This is a genomic window from Kitasatospora sp. NPDC058965 (assembly GCF_042741245.1).
Taxonomy (GTDB): domain Bacteria; phylum Actinomycetota; class Actinomycetes; order Streptomycetales; family Streptomycetaceae; genus Kitasatospora.
This window is the reverse complement of sequence record NZ_JBHYKG010000013.1, coordinates 16,002-32,893: the sequence shown is the minus strand read 5'-3', so window position 1 is coordinate 32,893 and position 16,892 is coordinate 16,002. Positions and strand designations below refer to the sequence as shown.

The 16,892-nt window shown below is 73.1% G+C and carries 21 protein-coding genes; 7 read left to right on the top strand and 14 right to left on the bottom strand.

The features are described 5' to 3' along the window. Nucleotides 1-125 precede the first annotated feature (125 nt). Entirely contained in the window at nucleotides 126-1,151 is a 1,026-nt protein-coding gene (locus ACFW1A_RS04230) for an NAD-dependent epimerase (RefSeq protein WP_380403838.1), read from the top strand. Between the two features lie 70 nt (nucleotides 1,152-1,221). On the opposite strand, the gene ACFW1A_RS04225 is transcribed toward ACFW1A_RS04230, so the two are convergent. From ACFW1A_RS04225 to ACFW1A_RS04205, 5 genes are all read right to left on the bottom strand, one after another. Beyond that, complete coding sequence (locus tag ACFW1A_RS04225) at nucleotides 1,222-1,983, bottom strand: hypothetical protein (protein WP_380403835.1); 762 nt, start codon at nucleotides 1,981-1,983, stop codon at nucleotides 1,222-1,224. Between the two features lie 223 nt (nucleotides 1,984-2,206). Further along, nucleotides 2,207-3,358, bottom strand: a complete 1,152-nt coding sequence (locus ACFW1A_RS04220; protein ID WP_380403832.1) for a family 2 encapsulin nanocompartment cargo protein polyprenyl transferase — start codon at nucleotides 3,356-3,358, stop codon at nucleotides 2,207-2,209. A gap of 163 nt (nucleotides 3,359-3,521) precedes the next feature. After that, nucleotides 3,522-4,955, bottom strand: coding sequence for a family 2B encapsulin nanocompartment shell protein (locus ACFW1A_RS04215; protein ID WP_380403829.1), 1,434 nt, complete (start codon nucleotides 4,953-4,955; stop codon nucleotides 3,522-3,524). Between the two features lie 247 nt (nucleotides 4,956-5,202). Further along, nucleotides 5,203-5,763 (bottom strand): methylated-DNA--[protein]-cysteine S-methyltransferase, encoded by a 561-nt coding sequence (locus tag ACFW1A_RS04210; protein ID WP_380403826.1) that lies wholly within the window; start codon nucleotides 5,761-5,763, stop codon nucleotides 5,203-5,205. 63 nt (nucleotides 5,764-5,826) lie between these two features. Next, nucleotides 5,827-7,599, bottom strand: a complete 1,773-nt coding sequence (locus ACFW1A_RS04205; protein WP_380403823.1) for a beta-galactosidase family protein — start codon at nucleotides 7,597-7,599, stop codon at nucleotides 5,827-5,829. A gap of 178 nt (nucleotides 7,600-7,777) precedes the next feature. Here ACFW1A_RS04205 and ACFW1A_RS04200 point away from each other — a divergent pair, with 178 nt between their 5' ends. Further along, nucleotides 7,778-8,590 (top strand): helix-turn-helix domain-containing protein, encoded by an 813-nt coding sequence (locus ACFW1A_RS04200; RefSeq protein ID WP_380403820.1) that lies wholly within the window; start codon nucleotides 7,778-7,780, stop codon nucleotides 8,588-8,590. A 182-nt stretch (nucleotides 8,591-8,772) separates the two neighbouring features. Beyond that, the gene (locus tag ACFW1A_RS04195; RefSeq protein WP_380403817.1) at nucleotides 8,773-9,330 is read left to right on the top strand and encodes a hypothetical protein; all 558 of its coding nucleotides are present in this window, start codon (nucleotides 8,773-8,775) and stop codon (nucleotides 9,328-9,330) included. On the opposite strand, the gene ACFW1A_RS04190 is transcribed toward ACFW1A_RS04195, so the two are convergent. From ACFW1A_RS04190 to ACFW1A_RS04175, 4 genes are read right to left on the bottom strand one after another with little or no spacing between them, the layout of a single operon-like run. Next, nucleotides 9,311-9,499 (bottom strand): hypothetical protein, encoded by a 189-nt coding sequence (locus ACFW1A_RS04190; protein ID WP_380403814.1) that lies wholly within the window; start codon nucleotides 9,497-9,499, stop codon nucleotides 9,311-9,313. The two genes, ACFW1A_RS04195 and ACFW1A_RS04190, sit on opposite strands and share 20 nt — an antisense overlap. Then, a complete protein-coding gene (locus tag ACFW1A_RS04185) occupies nucleotides 9,496-9,690 on the bottom strand; it encodes a hypothetical protein (protein ID WP_380403811.1) in 195 nt (64 codons plus the stop codon). Before ACFW1A_RS04185 ends, ACFW1A_RS04190 begins: the two co-directional genes overlap by 4 nt. Further along, nucleotides 9,677-10,006 carry a hypothetical protein gene (locus tag ACFW1A_RS04180; RefSeq protein WP_380403808.1) on the bottom strand — a complete coding sequence of 110 codons (330 nt, stop codon included), beginning with the start codon at nucleotides 10,004-10,006 and terminating at the stop codon, nucleotides 9,677-9,679. Before ACFW1A_RS04180 ends, ACFW1A_RS04185 begins: the two co-directional genes overlap by 14 nt. Next, nucleotides 9,990-10,229: a hypothetical protein gene (locus tag ACFW1A_RS04175; protein ID WP_380403805.1), complete on the bottom strand. Its 240-nt coding sequence runs from the start codon at nucleotides 10,227-10,229 to the stop codon at nucleotides 9,990-9,992. Before ACFW1A_RS04175 ends, ACFW1A_RS04180 begins: the two co-directional genes overlap by 17 nt. A 121-nt stretch (nucleotides 10,230-10,350) precedes the next feature. On the opposite strand from ACFW1A_RS04175, the gene ACFW1A_RS04170 reads away from it, so the two are divergent. From ACFW1A_RS04170 to ACFW1A_RS04160, 3 genes are read left to right on the top strand one after another with little or no spacing between them, the layout of a single operon-like run. Continuing rightward, nucleotides 10,351-11,175: a Scr1 family TA system antitoxin-like transcriptional regulator gene (locus ACFW1A_RS04170; RefSeq protein ID WP_380403802.1), complete on the top strand. Its 825-nt coding sequence runs from the start codon at nucleotides 10,351-10,353 to the stop codon at nucleotides 11,173-11,175. Then, nucleotides 11,172-11,384, top strand: coding sequence for a DUF397 domain-containing protein (locus tag ACFW1A_RS04165; RefSeq protein ID WP_380403799.1), 213 nt, complete (start codon nucleotides 11,172-11,174; stop codon nucleotides 11,382-11,384). The genes ACFW1A_RS04170 and ACFW1A_RS04165 overlap by 4 nt, the downstream gene beginning before the upstream one ends. Nucleotides 11,385-11,403: 19 nt before the next feature. Continuing rightward, complete coding sequence (locus ACFW1A_RS04160; RefSeq protein WP_380403796.1) at nucleotides 11,404-11,610, top strand: DUF397 domain-containing protein; 207 nt, start codon at nucleotides 11,404-11,406, stop codon at nucleotides 11,608-11,610. Between the two features lie 75 nt (nucleotides 11,611-11,685). Here the strand turns inward: ACFW1A_RS04160 and ACFW1A_RS04155 are convergent, their stop codons facing one another. Together ACFW1A_RS04155 and ACFW1A_RS04150 are read right to left on the bottom strand one after the other, a co-directional pair. Beyond that, a complete protein-coding gene (locus ACFW1A_RS04155; RefSeq protein ID WP_380403793.1) occupies nucleotides 11,686-13,536 on the bottom strand; it encodes a ricin-type beta-trefoil lectin domain protein in 1,851 nt (616 codons plus the stop codon). Between the two features lie 294 nt (nucleotides 13,537-13,830). After that, the gene (locus ACFW1A_RS04150) at nucleotides 13,831-14,445 is read right to left on the bottom strand and encodes a glyoxalase (RefSeq protein WP_380403790.1); all 615 of its coding nucleotides are present in this window, start codon (nucleotides 14,443-14,445) and stop codon (nucleotides 13,831-13,833) included. A gap of 287 nt (nucleotides 14,446-14,732) precedes the next feature. On the opposite strand from ACFW1A_RS04150, the gene ACFW1A_RS04145 reads away from it, so the two are divergent. Beyond that, nucleotides 14,733-14,894 carry a hypothetical protein gene (locus tag ACFW1A_RS04145; RefSeq protein WP_380403787.1) on the top strand — a complete coding sequence of 54 codons (162 nt, stop codon included), beginning with the start codon at nucleotides 14,733-14,735 and terminating at the stop codon, nucleotides 14,892-14,894. A 58-nt stretch (nucleotides 14,895-14,952) separates the two neighbouring features. Here ACFW1A_RS04145 and ACFW1A_RS04140 read toward each other — a convergent pair whose 3' ends face one another. The 3 genes from ACFW1A_RS04140 to ACFW1A_RS04130 form a co-directional block, all read right to left on the bottom strand. Next, nucleotides 14,953-15,420, bottom strand: coding sequence for a helix-turn-helix transcriptional regulator (locus ACFW1A_RS04140; protein WP_380403784.1), 468 nt, complete (start codon nucleotides 15,418-15,420; stop codon nucleotides 14,953-14,955). Nucleotides 15,421-15,443: 23 nt separating this feature from the next. After that, nucleotides 15,444-15,854, bottom strand: coding sequence for a VOC family protein (locus ACFW1A_RS04135; RefSeq protein ID WP_380403781.1), 411 nt, complete (start codon nucleotides 15,852-15,854; stop codon nucleotides 15,444-15,446). A gap of 101 nt (nucleotides 15,855-15,955) precedes the next feature. Further along, a complete protein-coding gene (locus ACFW1A_RS04130) occupies nucleotides 15,956-16,837 on the bottom strand; it encodes a carbohydrate kinase (RefSeq protein WP_380403778.1) in 882 nt (293 codons plus the stop codon). Between the last annotated feature and the right edge of the window lie 55 nt (nucleotides 16,838-16,892).

The window sequence follows — 16,892 nt, the reverse complement described above, 5'->3', positions numbered from 1 at the left end:
CGGCGAGAACCGCCGCACTGCGTCGGCTGGGCCGGGTCGGCCAGGGGTATTCGCGGGTGGCGAACAGGGTGCGCCCGCGGCGAACTCGGGGGACGGGACGGCCCGGCAGGGGGCAGGCTGCGCGTATGCGAATCCTCATGCTCGGAGGCTCCGTCTTCCTCGGTCGCGCCTTCGTGACCGAAGCCCTCGCCCGTGGCCACCAGGTCACCACCTTCAACCGCGGCCGCTCCGGCACCGACCTGCCCGGGGTCGACGTCCGGCGCGGCGACCGCCACCAGGAGCAGGACCTCGCCGCGCTGGTCGGCGGCGGCGAGCGCTGGGACCTGGTGGTCGACACCAGCGGCCAGCAGCCGTACGCCGTCCGCCGGTCCGCCGCGCTGCTCAAGGAGCACGCCGACCGCTACCTGTTCGTCTCCTCGGTGCACGCCTTCGCCGACTGGCCCGCCGGGCCGGTGAGCGAGGCCTCCCCGCTGCACGAGTGCTCCCCCGACTCGCCGCCCGACCTGCCGTTCAGCACCGCGCTGAAGGCCGGCTGCGAGCGCGCGGTGCTGGCGGAGTTCGGCCCGGAGCGCTCGCTGCTGCTCAACTGCGGCCTGCTGATCGGCGCGCACGAGAACGTCGGCCGGCTGCCCTGGTGGCTGGAGCGGATCGCCCGCGGCGGGCAGGTGCTGGCCCCGGGCCGCCCCGACCTGCCGATCCAGCTGATCGACGCCGCGGACTTCGCGGTCTTCGGCCTGGACCTGGCCGAGCGGGGGGCGAGCGGCAGCTTCGTCACCACCGCGCTGCCCGGCTCCAGCAGCTACGGCGAGCTGCTGGAGGCCTGCCGGCAGGTCACCGGGTCGGACGCCGAGCTGGTCTGGGTGCCGGACCGGCTGCTGACCGCCCACAAGGTCGAGACCTGGAGCGAAGTCCCGCTCTGGGCCGCCGAGTACGAGGACGGCAAGCCGATCGCGATCTGGCAGGCGAACAGCACCAAGGCCGTCGCGGCCGGCCTGCACTGCCGCCCGCTGCTGGAGACGGTGGCCGACACCTGGGCCTGGATCCAGCAGCGCGGCCCCCGCACGGAGCCCTACACCCAGGGCGGTCAGCCGCTGGGGATCGACCCGGAGAAGGAGCGGCTGATCCTGCGCGAGTTCCTCGCCGATCGGTGAGCGGCGGGGCGTGAGGCATGACGACGGGTCACTCCCGCCCGGGGAGTGACCCGTCGTCACCGGCGCGTCGTCAGGTGCGCGGTGCCGGTAGTCGTTGCAGGAAGACGTCGAACGCGGTCGGTTTCACCGCCGTCGCCCCCGCGAACGGGAAGTCCATCTCCTTGATCAGCAGCAGCGAGACCACCACCAGCGCGCCCAGCGAGAGCACCATCAGGGTGTGCGCCAGCGTGTTGGAGAGCCCGAACAGGAAGGTGAACCCGACCGTCAGCACCCCGCCCACGATCAGCGCCACCCACAGCAGCACCGGCACCTCGTCGTCCACCTGGTTGAGCCGGGCCCGGCGCTCCGAGGCCAGGTTCTCCAGGTGCGAGACCGCGTGCTCGTAGAGCACCTGCTGCTGGCTGTTGGCCGGGTTGATCGAGAAGACCGAGTCGCGCATCTGGTAGACCAGTTGGGTGGCCGCCGGGCTGCTGTGGTGGTCGGCCATCAGCGGCCACTCGGTGTCCTGCACGGTGCGGGCGTAGGCCAGGGTCTGCTGCTCCAGCTGGGGGCCGAGCGGGGCGGGCAGGTCGCGGGAGATCCAGTAGATGCCGGCCAGCGCGTCGGCCTCCTCGAAGGTGGTCTTGCGGGCCGCGTCGTTGTTGGTCCAGACGGTGATCACCACGAAGCCGAGCAGCACCGCGTACAGCACGCCGACGGCGGCGAAGATGAAGCCGGCCACGTCGTTGTGGGTCTCCCGGATGGGGTGCGGGACCCAGCGTTGCAACAGCTTCAGGGCAACGGCCAGCAGGACCAGGGTGATCAGGAGGATGCCGATGTCCTCAACACTCATGGGTGCAGCTTTCTCGGTGGGGAGCGAGGCAGGCAGGAGCACACGTGCTCCCGGGAGCCAGGGGAAACCCCCGGGAGCACGTGGCGTTCAGGGGAGGCACTCGGCCGGGGGCCGGTCGGCCGAGGGCAGCGCGGAGCCGGCCACGGGCTGCGCCGGTGGACGGGCCCGGCAGGGCTCCGCGGCGGGCGGGTGGCGGTCGGGTGGCGGGGGCGGGCCCGCGGGCTCAGCGGTTGCGGCGGGTGACCAGCTCGGCCAGCGCGAGCAACTCGTCGGCCGCGGCGGGATCGGGCACGGCGCAGGCCAGGTGCTCGATCGCGGCGGCCATCCGCTCGCAGGAGGCGCCCTGCGCCCAGGCCCGGCCGCCGGCCCGCTCGACGGCGTCGGCCGCGCGGCGCACCTCGGCCCGGGTCAGCGGGCGGTCGATCGCGTAGATCTCGGCGAGCTCCGCCGCGGCGGGCGTGCCGGAGCTCAGGGCGGCCACCACCGGCAGCGACTTCTTGCGCACCAGCAGGTCGGCCCCGGCCGGCTTGCCGGTGACGGCCGGATCGCCCCAGATCCCGATCAGGTCGTCGATCAGTTGGAAGGCCAGCCCGATCTGGCGGCCGAAGGCGTCCATCGCCGCAGCCGCCTCCTCGCCCGCGCCGGCGTAGAGCGCACCGATCGCGCAGGCACTGCCGAGCAACGCACCGGTCTTGGCCTCGGCCATCGCCAGGCACTCGGCCAGCGAGACGGTGCTGCGCTGCTCGAAGGCGCAGTCCGCCTGCTGGCCGCCGCACAGCTCGACCACGCACTGGGCGAGGTGGCGCATCGCGGCGGCGGCGGCCGGGTGGCCGTCCTCGGCGAGGGTGCGCAGCGCCAGGGAGTGCAGGGCGTCGCCCGCCAGGATGGCCTCGGTGGAGCCGAACACCCGCCAGGCGGTGGGACGGTGCCGCCTGGTCTCGTCCCGGTCGATCACGTCGTCGTGCAGCAGGGTGAAGTTGTGCACCAGCTCGACGGCGGCGGCCGCGGCCAGCACCGCCCGGTCGGTGTCGGCCGGTCCGGCGGGTGCGTCGGGCCGCGGGGCCGGGACGGTCGGCCCCGCGGCACAGGCCCGGGCGGCGGCCAGCACCAGGGCGGGCCGGATCGCCTTGCCGGAATCGGCGGCCGCCGGCGAACCGTCGGCCTCCCGCCAACCGAAGTGGTAGGCGGCGATCCGGGCCATCGACTCGGGCATGGTGTCGACGGCGGCCCGCAGCACCGGATCGACGGCGGCGCGCGAGCGGGTCAGCAGGTCGGCGGCGAGCTCGTCGAAGCTGTCGGCGGCGAGCTCGGGGAAGGGGTCGGGCGGATTGGGCTGGTTGTCTCGGTTACCTCGGCTGAGCGTCTCGATACCCACGGTGAAGCCCCCCAGGTCTTGGGTCGTGCGCGAGTTCGGGTCGTGAGCGCGGATTCCCCCGGCGGCCGCCCCGGACGTGCTGGTTTCCGGGGCGGCCCAATGGCGTGGCAGGACTACCGGCCGCGTGCGTGCTGCGGACGGGTGGAGCGGATTATCCGGGTCGTCAGCCCCGCGGGCGGGAGATTTCCACGTTTTCCAGCACACCGATGGCGTCCGGCACCAGAATGGCGGCCGAGTAGTAGGCGCTCACCAGGTAGGAAATGATGGCCTTCTCGTTGATGCCCATGAATCGCACCGAAAGGCTGGGCTCGATCTCGTCCGGGATGCCCGCCTGACGCAGACCGACCACGCCCTGCTTGTCCTCGCCGGTACGCATCGCGAGGATCGAGGTGGTGTGGCCGTCCACGATCGGGATCTTGTTGCAGGAGAGCAGCGGGACCCCGCGCCAGCCGGGCACCGTCTGCCCCTCGACCTCGACCGGGGTCGGGTAGATGCCGCGGGCGCTGCACTCGCGGTTGAAGGCGGCGATCGCCCGCGGGTGGGCCAGGAAGAACTTGGTGCCGCGGCGCCGGCTGAGCAGGTCGTCCATGTCGTCCGGGGTGGGGGCGCCGGAGTGGGTCTGGATCCGCTGGTCGTACTCGGCGTTCTGCAGCAGGCCGAACTCGGGGTTGTTGATCAGCTCGTGCTCCTGGCGCTCCTTCAGCGCCTCGACGGTGAGCTTGAGCTGCTGCTCGATCTGGTTCATCGGCTCGTTGTAGAGGTCGGCGACCCGGCTGTGCACCCGGAGCACCGTCTGCGCGACGCTGAGCTCGTACTCGCGCGGGGCGACCTCGTAGTCCACGAAGGTGCTGGGGAGGTCGAACTCGCCCTCGTGGCCGGCGGCGAGCTCGATCTCGGCCTCGCCGTGCCTGGACTGCGGCTGCTGGGCGTCCGCGATGAACCGGGCCAACTGCGCCTGCAGCTCCGGGGAGCGGTCCACCAGCTCCTGGAAGGCGGGCCAGGCCAGCGACATCGCGGTGCCGGCGGTGGCGGCCTTGACGGTGTAGGGCCAGAGGCCGTCCTCGACGAACAGCGCCTCGTCACCGATGTGGTCGCCGTCGGCCAGGACACCGACCACGGAGGACTCGCCGTACTTGCTGGTGCCGATCTTGTTGACCTTGCCGTGCGCGATCAGGAAGACCTCGCCGATCGGCCGGCCGGCCTCGATCAGCGTCTCTCCGGCGGCGAAGTCGCGCTGGACGAAGCGGGAGGCGAGCTCGACCAGCAGCGCCTCGTCCTCGAAGCCGCGCAGCGACGGGACCTCGGTGAGCGAGGGGCCGAAGACCTTCACCTCGGCCCCGGTCTTGACGAAGGAGACCCGGCCGCGGCCGACCGCGTAGCTCAGCCGGCGGTTGACCCGGTAGGTGCCACCGGAGACTTGGACCCACGGCAGGACGCGCAGCAGCCAGCGCGAGCTGATGCCCTGCATCTGCGGGGCGGACTTGGTGGTGGTCGCAAGATTCCGGGCCGCGGCGGTGCCGAGGCTCTGCTGCTGATCGGACAGGCTGTCCGGGCCGGCACTCGGCGCCGGAATACCCAGGGTCGTCTCGGTGGTCATGACAGGGCCCTCCCCCACACGAAGAATTAAGAAGTACTGCCTTCAGAGTGGGGCTCGGCACGCGCACGGCGCAATCACTCGGATGGGTGATTGGATAGCTGGGAGCATAAGTATAATTAGCGTTCTCATTCGATTTCTGTTCGGAGATTTTCGTATCAGAATCGAACTTTCGGCGGGGTTTTCGCCACGTTTCGGCGACGGATGGCCGAAATTCCACCACCGGATCGAACGGTCCGCCGACGGCGGGTCAGCCCGGCCCGTCCCAGTCCAGCGTCGGCGCCAGCCACCCCTCCAGGGTGAGCAGCCAGCGCTTCACGTCCAGCCCGATCCGCCCGCCGCCGAAGCCGCCCAACCCGTCCGCCGCCACCACCCGGTGGCAGGGCACCACCACCGGCAGCGGGTTGTTGCCCATCATCTGGCCCACCGCCCGGGCCGCCAGGCCCGGACTCCCCGCCAGGTCCGGGAAGGCACCACTGCGCTCGGCCAGCCGGCCGTAGGTGACCGTCTCCCCGTACGCCACCGTGCGGTACAGCGTCTGCAGCACCGCGCGGTGCCCGTCGCCGCCGGCCAGCCGCCAGTCCAGCGGGAGCGACCAGCTCCGGCTGCGCCCGGCGAAGTAGGCGGCGAACGCCTCCGTCACGGTCGCCGCCCGGTGCGGGTCGGCGCAGCGCGGCGCGCCGGGGAGCACGTCCCCGGCCACGAAGTGGACGGCCGCCACCCCCAGCCCGGTGACCCCGACCGCCAGCGGACCGCTGGGCAGCGGGCTGGGCACGGTCAGCCACTCGATCCGGTCCGCGCTCGTCTCCATGGCGGTCAAGCCTAGGCGGGCCCACCGACGCCGCGCGGCGGGTCCGCGGGCCCGCTGCGCCGGTCAGTCCCGGACCCGGTCCAGCACCGGCCCGGCCACCAGCTCGACCGCGTCCCGCTCCGGTCCGTGCAGCTGCAGCAGCAGGAGTTCGTTGCCGCCCGCGCGCAGCAGCGGGCCGGGGAGGTAGAGCGTCTGCTGCGGCCCGACCTCCCAGAACCGGCCGAGCAGGAAGCCGTTGATCCAGCAGAGCCCCTTGCCCAGCCCCTCGGTGAGCACGAAGGTGTCGGCCGGCCCGGCCACCTCGAAGGTCGCCCGCCGGAACACCGGCCGCCCGTCGAGCTCGCCGGGCAGCGGCCCGCCCGTGAAGGGCAGTTCGGCCACGTCGTCCAGCGGCAGGGAGTACGCCTGCCAGCCGTGCAGCAGCTGCTGCCCGAGCCGCACCGCACCGCTGATCCCCTTGCGGTCGGCCAGTTCGGGGCCGTAGTTGACCCGCCCGAGGTTCTCCACCAGCAGCTCCAGCCGGGCGCCGCCGGCCGGCACCGCCAGCTCGACCGGGCCGCCGGAGAGCCCGGTGCGGTCCAGGACCCCGACCGGCCGCCCGTCCAGGAACACCTGCGCCCGGTCGCCGAGCCCGTCCACCAGCAGCTCGGCCCGGTCGCGCGGCCCGGTCACCCAGGTCCGGTAGAGGACGAACCCGTAGGCCTGGTCCAGTTCCTCCATGCTCGGCGTGCCGGCCGCGTGCACCGGCTCGGCCAGGTCCTCGACCAGGTCCAGCAGCGGCAGCGGCCCACCCAGGTCGAGCCGGCGCGGCGCGAGCACCGGCGGGCGGTCGGTCGACGGGGCCGGCGGCAGCTCGACGTGCTTGCCCAGCACCTCGCGGAACGCCCAGTACTTCTCGGTGAGCCGGCCGTCCTCGGCGATCGCCGCGTCGTAGTCGTAGCTGGTGACGGTGGGCTGCAGCCGGCCGTCCGTCAGGTTGGCGCCGTTCAGCAGGCCGAAGTTGGTGCCGCCGTGCGCCATGTAGAGGTTGACCGAGGCACCGGCGGCGAGCATCTCCTCCAGCACCCGCGCCGCGTCCGCCGCGTCCCGGGTGTGGTGCGGCACGCCCCAGTGGTCGAACCAGCCGTTCCAGAACTCCATGCAGACCGGCGGACCGTCCGGCGAGTAGCCGCGCAGCACCTCGAAGCCCTCCTCGGCCCGGTCGCCGAAGTTGGCGGTCGGCAGCACCCCGGCCAGGGTGCCGCCCTGCATCATCGGGTGGGTCGGGCCGTCCGAGGTGAAGAGCAGGCAGTCGGCCCCGCGCCGGCGCAGCCCCTGGGCCAGGTGGCGCAGGTAGGCGGTGTCGGTGCCGTAGGAGCCGTACTCGTTCTCCACCTGGAGCGCCAGCACCGGCCCGCCCCGCTCGGCCAGCAGCGGGGCGACCAGCGGCAGCACCGCGTCCAACCAGCGGTCCACGGCGGCCAGGTAGCCGGGGTCGCTGCAGCGCAGCCGCAGGTTGCGGTCCTTCAGCAGCCAGGCCGGCAGTCCGCCGAACTCCCACTCCGCGCAGATGTACGGCCCCGGCCGCAGCAGCACCTTGAGCCCGGCCCGCTCGGCGGCCCGGACGAAGGCCACCAGGTCCAGCCGCCCGGTGAAGTCGAACTCGCCCGGACGCGGCTCGTGCAGGTTCCACGGCAGGTAGGTCTCCACCGTGTTGAGGCCCATCGCGCGCAGCAGGCCGAGCCGGTGCTCCCAGTACTCGGGGACCACCCGGAAGTAGTGCAGCGCGCCGGAGAGGATCCGGAACGGCTGCCCGTCCAGGGCGAAGCCGTCCCGGTCGTGGGTCAGGCTGGACATCGGCAGGTGCTCCTCTGCTTCGTGCGGCCGGGGTGCCGGGTTCATCGTGCGGGCCCGCCGCCGCTGCGCGGTTGAACTCCCGTCCAGCAGAACATGGACTTTTCTGCACCGTCCGGATGACGCGCTGAGCTGTACAGTTTTGGCTCCACCGCCCGTTGATTGGACTTTCCGAGGCACCGTGACCGGCTTCGCGCGCTACCTCACCCCCACCCCGGAGCACCGGCTGCTGGGCCTGGTCTGCCTGGGCGTGGGCGCGCAGCAGGTGCGGCGGATGAGCTTCGACGGCCGGGTGCTGAACTGCTACGGCCTGATGCTGGTCACCCGGGGCGGCGGCTGGCTGGAGTGGGGCGACCGGCCGCGCCGCCGGCTGCCGGTGCGGGCCCCGGCCGCGTTCGTGGTCTTCCCCGGGCTCTACCACGCCTACCAGCCGGACCCGCAGGGCTGGAGCGAGCGCTGGGTGCTGTTCGACGGTCCGGCGGCGGGCGCGCACGAGCTGCTGGGCGGACTGGACCGGGACGCGCCGGTGATCCCGCTCGGCCCGGCGGTCCAGTCCCTGGGCCGGCTCTTCGACCGGCTCGGCGAGGCGGTGGAGCCCGGTGCCCCGCACCGCGACGTGGTGGCGGCCGCGCTGGTCCAGCAGGTGCTCGCCGAACTGCTGGTCGGCCGGGTCGACGCGGACCTGTCCCGGGTGGTCCGCTACCTGGACGAGCACGCCGTCGAGTCGCTGACCGTCGGCGACCACGCCCGCCGGCTGGGCCTGACCGAGGCGGCGCTGCGCGACGAGGTGCAGCGGGCCACCGGCTCCACGCCGAAGGAGTACCTGCTGCGCGCCCGGTTGTCGCGGGCCAAGCGCCTGCTCTCCACCACCGACCGCCCGGTGCAGGAGGTGGCCAGGGCCGTGGGGTACGACGATCCGGCCTACTTCACCCGGCTGTTCACCCGGCGGGTGGGCGCCGCGCCGACCGAGTTCCGGCGCGGCACGGCGGGCTGAGCGCACCGGCACCGCCGCTCGACCGCCTCGCCCAGCTGTTCACTTGGGTCTGAGGATCCGTCAACCTGGCCGACCTTGTGCACCTCCCGCGCCCCGGCCCAGACTCGAACCGCCAACGGCGCTCTCCATCATGGCCAGTTGGCCCGTGCTCGGCCCAGTTGTCGAATCGTCAGGAGAGCTCCGTGCACCAGCACGCCCGGCGGACCGCCCGCCGCAGACCGCGCCGTGTCCTGCTGATCCTCATCGCCGTCCTGGTGGTCGGCGCGGGGGCGACGGCCTTCGTGCTGCGCGACACCGACCTCGTCCCGAAGGACCCGGCGAGCGTCACCGCCCGTCCGTGCCCGGCGAACCTGCCGCTCTCGGTGCAGGTGACACCCACCCGGCGGGGCAGTGCGCGCGACGCCCTGGTCCCCGACCGGCCGGCCGTGGCCACCTACTGCCGCTACGACCTGTCCAACAAGCCCGACGGCTGGAAGCTGCGCGACTCCGCCGAACTGCGCGGCGCCGCCCTGGACACCCTGGTCGGCGCCCTGGACGCGGCGCCCCGGGCCGCCGGGGACTGCCCCGACGTCCAGCGCGACGGCGAGATGGTCGGGGAGCTGTACCTCGAGTACCCGAGCGGCCCGGGCGTCGCCGTGCTCGTCCGCGCACTGACCCCGGTCCCGGACGCCTGCGAGAGCGCCCGGAGCAGCGCCGACGGGCCGTTCGCCACCGCTGCCGTCAACCTGCCGCTGCGCTGAGCCGCCGCCCGTCCGCCGCCCGGCAGCGCGGGCAGCGGCAGGGCGGCCAGTCGAACGCCGTGTGGATCTCCCAGGAGGAGATCGGCGGCACCTCGGTGCACGGCAGCAGCTCGGTCCGCTCGCCGGTGCCGGCCGCGATCCGGTAGACCCTGATGGTCATCGTGGTCACGCGGTCGACGTCCTTGGCAGTGAGGGTCGGTGGCGCGGGCAGCGGCAGGCGGGCCACTCGCCGCCGATCGGCCCGCGGTACGGCTCGCACGAGCGGACCCGGGTGCGGTCGAGCTCCTCGCGGCGGCCGTCGACGGTGATCCGGTAGACCCGGATCACCAGCGCGCTCGGGCGGCGGTCACGTCTCGTCACGGCGCCTCAGTTCGTGGCGCACAACGGACAGTTCGGCCAGCCCAACGGGCACCCCCTGGGTCCGCACCACCCGGCCCAGGCAGCGGGCGTGGTCGGCGACGTGCGCCGCGATCGCCTCCAGGGTGTGCGGGTTGCAGCCGCCGAGCTCGATGTGGACGCCGCCGCGGTAGAGGGTGACCCGACCCGCCTCCAGCGAGGGCAGCGGCGGCAGCCGGGCCACCACCAGGGCATCGACCATCCGGTCCACGGCCCGGTCCGCCAGCGCCCGCAGCTGGCGGGCGGCCCGCTGCTCCTGGGACTCAACACGCGCGTCCATGGCGGGCGTTCACCCCTTCGAGGATCAGGTCGGCGAGCGCCTCGGCGGTCTCGGCCGAGGCCCGCCCGAGTTCGACCAGGGTCACGCCGGTCACCGGCCCGGTGACATCGACGCAGAGCGACGGAAGCACCACCCCGGCACGGGTCAGGGCGGCCCGCAGTTTCTGCTCGGCGGCGGTTGCTTGGCTGCGTGAGGCCCTGAGGGCAGCGTTGAGCCTGGACATGCGTGCGACTCCTCTGTGTAGTCGTTCCGCTACACAGGATGGTCCTTCCGGGTTACGATCGGAAGCGTCCAGACTGGGCAGTTGGGCCCGGTGGGACTCACGCACCGAAGGGCGTTCGAACATGCGCCGAACGAAACTTGACCCCTCGTCATCCCCGCTCGCCGCTTTCGGCGTCCAACTCCGCAGGTCCCGCGAGGCGAAGAAGCTCACCCAGGTGGAGCTGGGCGAGTTGATCGGGTACAGCGACAGCTTCCTCTCGTGCGTCGAACGGGCGACGCGCAATCCCACACTGGACTTCGCGGTCCGCAGCGACGAGCGGCTCGACACCGGCGGGACGCTGGAACTGATGTGGTGGGCCATCAACCACACCGCCTTGCTGCAGGGTTTCCCGGAGTTCGCGGCGCTGGAGCGCAAGGCCGTGGAGATCCGGCTCTTCGAACTCGGCATCGTTCCGGGCCTGCTGCAGACCCCCGAGTACGCGCGGGCGCTGGTCACTGCCGCGGTGCAGCGGGGCAGCATCACCCGCGAGCAGGCCGAACAGCGGCTGGAGTTCCACGCGGCGCGCCAACAGCTCCTGGAGCGCTCGCCGCTGCTGCACGCCGTGCTCGACGAGAGCTGCATTCGGCGGCCGGTTGGTGGAGCCGAGGTGATGGCGCGCCAGCTCGATCACCTGGAGTTCCTGGCCTCGAAGCCGAGCGTCACGCTTCAGATTGCCCCCTACAGCCTTGGGGAACATGCGCCGTTCGCGGTGGCTGTCACACTGCTGACCAGCTCGGACCGGACTGTCGTTGCCTATTCGGAAGCCCAGGCCAGGGGGTTCCTGGAGCGTGAATTGACCAAGGTCCGCGCCTGGGAGAGGGACTACCATCAGCTCCAGGTGGAGGCGCTCTCCAAGACGGCCTCCGTGGAACTGATCCGCAAGGCACGAAAGGAACTCCATCCATGACCGACCGCGTGGACCTGTCCGGCGCTTCTTGGCTCAAGTCAAGCCACAGCACCAACGGCGGCCAGTGCATCGAGGTCGCCCCCGACTTCCCCGGCGTCACCCCGGTCCGCGACTCCAAGGACCCCGAGGGCCCGGCCCTCGTCTTCACCGCCTCCGCGTTCGCGGCCTTCGTCTCCGGGGTAAGGACGGGCCAGTTCGGCTCCATCTGACGAAGGGACCGTGGACGGCATGAGCGTCGACCTGACCAGCCCGCACTGGCGCAAGAGCACCCGCAGCGACAACGGCGGCCAGTGCGTAGAGATCGCCAGCGGCCTCGCGGGCCTCGCTCCCGTCCGCGACTCCAAGGACCCGGGCGGTCCGTCGCTCGCCTTCCCCGCCCCGGCCTTCGCCGCCTTCCTCGCCGGGCTCAAGCAGGGCGCGCTCCGGGCCGGCTGACCGCGGCACGCACACGCGCACGCCCCCACCGGGTCGGGACCCGGCAGGGGCGTGCGCGTGTGAAGCGGGGTGCGACTACTGCAGCGGGACCATGCCGTACGGGGCCCGCGGCAGGTTCCACTGCTGGTTGGTGCCGCCGTTGCAGTCCCACAGCTGGAGCATGTTCCCGGCGGTGGTGCTGCCGTACGGCAGGTCGACGCACCGGCCGGACTGCGGGTTGAACAGCGACCCGTCCGCGCGCGGCTCCCAGGTCTGGTTCTTGCCGCCGTTGCAGGTCCACAGCTCCAGCGCGGCACCGTTGTTGGTGGCGTTGCCGGTCACGTCCAGGCACTTGCCCATCGACTGGATCGTGCCGTCGGGCCGGTCCAGGGTGTAGGTCTGGTTGGCGCCGCCGTTGCAGGTCCACAGGTCGATCCGGGTGCCGTCGGCGTTGCCGCCGCCGGCCGCGTCGATGCAGGAGTAGCCCGCGCCCGTGCTGTACGCACCCGACCGGGCCGGGTAGTTGGCCGTGCGGGCGTGCACGGCGACGTCGCTCAGGTCGCCCTTGAAGTTCCAGGACGCGCCCTGGCCGCCGGAGCCGCCGAGCTGGAACTGGTTCCCCGCGCCGTTGGCGCTGGTGATCGCGTGGTAGCCGGACGCGGCCGGCCAACCGTCGACGTACAGCTGCAGGAAGCCGGTCATCTCGTTGTAGGTGGCGGTCAGCTGCTGCCAGGTGCCGTACTTGACCGCCGCCCCCGGCAGCACGACGGTGTCGTCCCACGGGTTGTTCGGGTTGCCGCTGCGCATCTCGAAGTGCCAGTTGTTGTCCCACTGGCTGGCCCAGAGGATGAACCCGCCGAGCGTGCTGCCGCCGCTGTAGGTGCTGACCGCGACACCGCCGCCCGCGGCGGCCCGGGCCCAGGCGGTGACGGTGAAGTCGCCGGTGCCGACCACGGGCTTGCCGTTGTTGCCCAGCGTGGCGGTGCCGTCGAAGTGGGCGACGGTGGACGGCAGCGGACGGGCGTTGGCCGTCGCCGAGTTGTCCACGTAGGTCAGGTTCCCGGCGGGCGCCAGGCGGCCGGAGTCGTAGCCGAACAGGTCGGCGGCGCCGCGGTCACGGCTGAGCTGCCACTGGTCGGCGGGGTCCCACAGGTCGCCCGGCTGGGTCGGGCCCGGGTAGACGGTGAAGGTCTTCTGGGTCTCCGCCGTGTAGTTCCCGGCCTGGTCCAGCGCCCGCAGGTGCACGGTGTTCGTACCCGGCTGGGTGAAGGCGATCACGGTGCTGACCAGGGCGGCCGTGCTGCTGCAGGCCGGCCTGGTCCAGGCGGTGTCGGCGTTGAGGCGGTACTCCAGGCAGCCGCTGGGCACGGAGCCGTCGGCCTGCGCCACGTGGGAGTACTGGGCGGTCAGCTCCCAGCCGTCCAGGTGCGGCGGGAACTGCGACGGGCGGTCCTGGACGCTGATGGTCGGCGCGGTCCGGTCGATCCGGAAGTGGCAGTCCGGGCTCGCGGCCGAGGCCTGGCCCTGGCTGTCCTGACTGACGGCGCGCCAGGCGTAGCTGTGGTTGTCCAGCAGCTTGCTGGTGTCGAGGGCGACCGAGGCGGTGCCGTCCGCGCCGACGGTGCCGGTGCCGGTGACCACGTCGGTGGTCAGGTCCTGGGTGTCCTGGACGTGGAAGACGATCGTGGCCGCGCTGCTGTCGGCCTTCGCGGTCAGCGTGGTGGCGCCGTCCGGCAGGTAGCCCCAGTTGTAGGCGGGGGTGCTGCCGCAGCCCTCCGTCGGCGCGCCGAACAGGGCCGGCTCGACGGGGCCGACCTGCAGCCCGGTCGGGACCGTGGGCGTGGCCGGCGAGGCGGCGTGCGCGGCCGGCGCGAGGCCGAGCACCGCGGCGGAGAGGGTGAGCGTCACGGTGGCCGCGGACAGCCCCCGGGCGGTGCCGCGTTTCACGCGGCCGACGACGTTCGTACCCGTGATGGACAAAGAAGTCCCCCCAAATCGGACCGGGCCACCACCACTGCGGCGGAGGCCACCCCGCACCCTCCTCCTCGCCGCTCCACCGCGTCAACTCCAATCCTTCACCGCTTTTCGCACAGCCCCCAAATCGAGCTGTTTCCAGTGAGGTTGGCGCGCTGCGAGGGACAGGCGGGGCTGCAGGGCGACCGATCCCCGGCCCGCCGGCACCTGCGGTTGTGTGCTGCAGGTGCCGGCGCGACACAGGGGGACCGCCTTCGCCCGCCCGCACTACGCCGCGGCCTGCCAGGCGAAGCCGTCCGGGTCGGTGAAGGCCGCGGCGCCGCCGCCGATGGTGATCCGGTGCGAGCCGCTGCCGGCCGCGGGCACACCCGCGTCCTTCGCCAGCGCCTTGCGCCGGTACAGGCCGAGCTTCACCGGCGAGTCGCCGGCGGCGAACTCGACGTAGGTCATCGCGAAGCTCTTGCCGACCGTCAGGCCCTGCGCGACGTAGAACTTCTTGCTGGCGCCGATGTCCTCGACCCCGAGCAGCAGCACCATCGACTCGATCTCGCGGGTCACCGGGCCGGTGTCCTTCTTGGCCGAGGTGGCCAGCTTCCAGATCGCCCCGTCCGGGGCCTGCAGCGTGGCGCCGTAGCCCCACAGCGACTTGGTCGCCGGCTTGATCACGGTCGCGCCGGCCGCCACCGCCGACGCCACGAAGCTGTCCACGGTGCCGGGCTGGGCCACCGTGAGCGACAGGGTGTAGCCGCGGAAGCCCTCGGTCGGCTCCGCCGCCGCCCGCACCCGCAGCTGCTCCGCGGACAGCCCGAAGGCCGCCCGGTAGAACTCCTCGGCGGTCTTCTCGTCCGCCACGTCCAGGGTCACGTTCTCGATGAAGGTCATGTAGAAGAAGGTAGTTGGGCCCCGGAAGCCGTGCTTCTCGAAAACTGACCGGTCCGCGCACCCCGCTCGGGCCGGGTCCTCGGCGGTCGGCGCGACAGCAGGTCGGCCCGCCCTTGCGCACACCTCACGGGTGACGGTCGACGTCGGCTGCTCCGGCCGCCGGGCGATCTCGGCGTGGGCGATGGCGAGCGGCAGACTCACCCGGCCGGCCACGCCGCCTGATGCCTCGGCACGGACGACGAGGTGTTCCCTGCGGCGATCAGCAGGTCGGGCAGCGAGAGGGCGCGGTGGAAGCCGGCGTCGAGGGCGTGGCGCTGGACCTCCAGGGCGCGGGCACGGAGCGGCACCGGCGGACCGTCCTCCACTACGACAGCGGCTTCGACGTGATCGCCTCGCCGGCCGGCCGGCCCACCGCCTGGGTGGTCCCGCCCGGCAGCGCCGACCAGTGACCGTGGACGGTTCTGGGGCGGGCGCACGGGCGCCCGCCCCAGAATCGTTGACTGCCCGTCAGGCCACCTGGGCCGGCACCGTGTCCTGGTGGCGGAGCGGCCGGGTGACCTGCTTGACCAGGCACTGCGGCACCCCGGCCGTGCGGACCGCCGCCTCGCGGGCGGCGCGGCGGTAGGCGGTGGGGGACATGCCGATCAGCTCGGTGAAGCGGGTGCTGAAGGTGCCCAGCGAGGAGCAGCCGACCGCGAAGCAGACGTCGGTGACGCTGAGGTCGCCGCGGCGCAGCAGGGCGGTGGCGCGCTCGATCCGACGGGTCATCAGGTACTGGTAGGGCGACTCGCCGTAGGCGATCTTGAACTGGCGGCTCAGGTGGCCGGCCGACAGGTGGGCGCCGCGGGCCAGCGCCTCGACGTTCAGCGGCTGGGCGTACTCGCGGTCGATCCGGTCCCGGACCCGGCGCAGGCGGGCCAGGTCGGCCAGGTGTTGCGACTCGATCCGGGCGGCGGCCCAGGCGGTGAGGCACATCGCGGTTCCCCCCTCGGTGCGGGTCAGCGGAGTTCCTGGAAGCGGACCAGGTTGCCGGCCGGGTCGCGGAAGGCGCAGTCGCGGATGCCGTAGGGCTGCTCGGTCGGCTCCTGGACCACCTCGGCGTCGGCGGCCTGCACCTGGTCGAAGACCCCGTTCAGGTCCTTGGTGGCCAGCAGGATCCAGCCGTAGGTGCCCTTGGCCATCATCTCCTGGATCGTGCGGCGCTCCGCGTCGGTGATCCCGGGGTCGGCGGCCGGCGGGGCCAGCAGGATCGAGGTGCCGGGCTGGTTGACCGGTCCGACGGTGATCCACCGCATCCGGCCCTGGCCGACGTCGCTGCGCACCTCGAAGCCGAGGACGTCGCGGTAGAAGGCCAGCGAGGCGTCCGGGTCGTCGTGCGGCAGGACCGTGGTGTGAATGGTGATGTCCATGGTCGCCACGCTAGCCCCGGCGGCGCCGCGGGGCTTCTCCATTCCTGACGGATCTGCGGCGCGTCGCCCCGGACCCTCCCGGCGCGTCGCCGCGGACCCGACTAGCGCAGGGCGGCCGCGAGTTCGGCGGCCGAGGGCGGATTGGCACCGGCCCGGCCGACGGTCAGCGCGGCGGCGGTGGCCGCGGTGCGCAGAGCGTCGGGCAGCGGCTGCTCGGGCAGGGCGGTGAGCAGCGCGGACATGAAGGAATCGCCCGCCCCGACCGTGTCCACCACCTCGGCGGGCACCGCGTCCACCGCGCAGCCGCCCCCGTCGGTGAGCGCGAAGGCGCCGGCCGCGCCGCGGGTGACCACCACGGTCCGCGGCCCGAGCGCGAGCCAGCGGGCGGCCGTCTCGGCGGCGGGCACGCCCGGGTAGAGCCACTCCAGGTCCTCGTCGCTGGCCTTCACCAGGTGGCTGAGCGCCACGCACTCCTCGACCGCCGCCAGCCCCGCCGCCCGCTCGCCGAACAGCGCGGGGCGCACGTTGGGGTCGAAGGAGACCCGGGCCCCCGCCGCGCGCTGCTCGCGCAGCAGCGCGCGCACGGTCGCCGCGCCCGGCTCCAGCACCGCCCCGACCGACCCCACGTGCACCCGGCGCGCGGCCGGCACCGGCGTCGGCCGCAGGGTCCAGCCGATCGCGAACTCGTAGTCGGCACGGCCGTGTCCGTCCAGGGTGACCACGGCCCTGGGCGTCGGCTCCGCGGCCCCGTCGGTGTGCAGCAGCACGCCCGCCGCCTCCAGGTGCCGCCGCACCAGCGCGCCGCCCTCGTCCGCCCCCAGTTGCGTCAGCAGCGCCGTGCTCCGGCCCAGCCGCGCCAGCCCGAGGGCCACGTTGGCCGGGCTGCCGCCGGGGTACGGCCGGTCGGGCTCGCCCGGGGTGCGGACGACGTCCACGACGCACTCGCCGACGACCAGGAACTCGACCGGGGTTGACTCGCGCATCCCTGGAACGTACGGCCCCCCGCGCCGGAGCGTCAACGCGGCGCGGGCGGGCGAA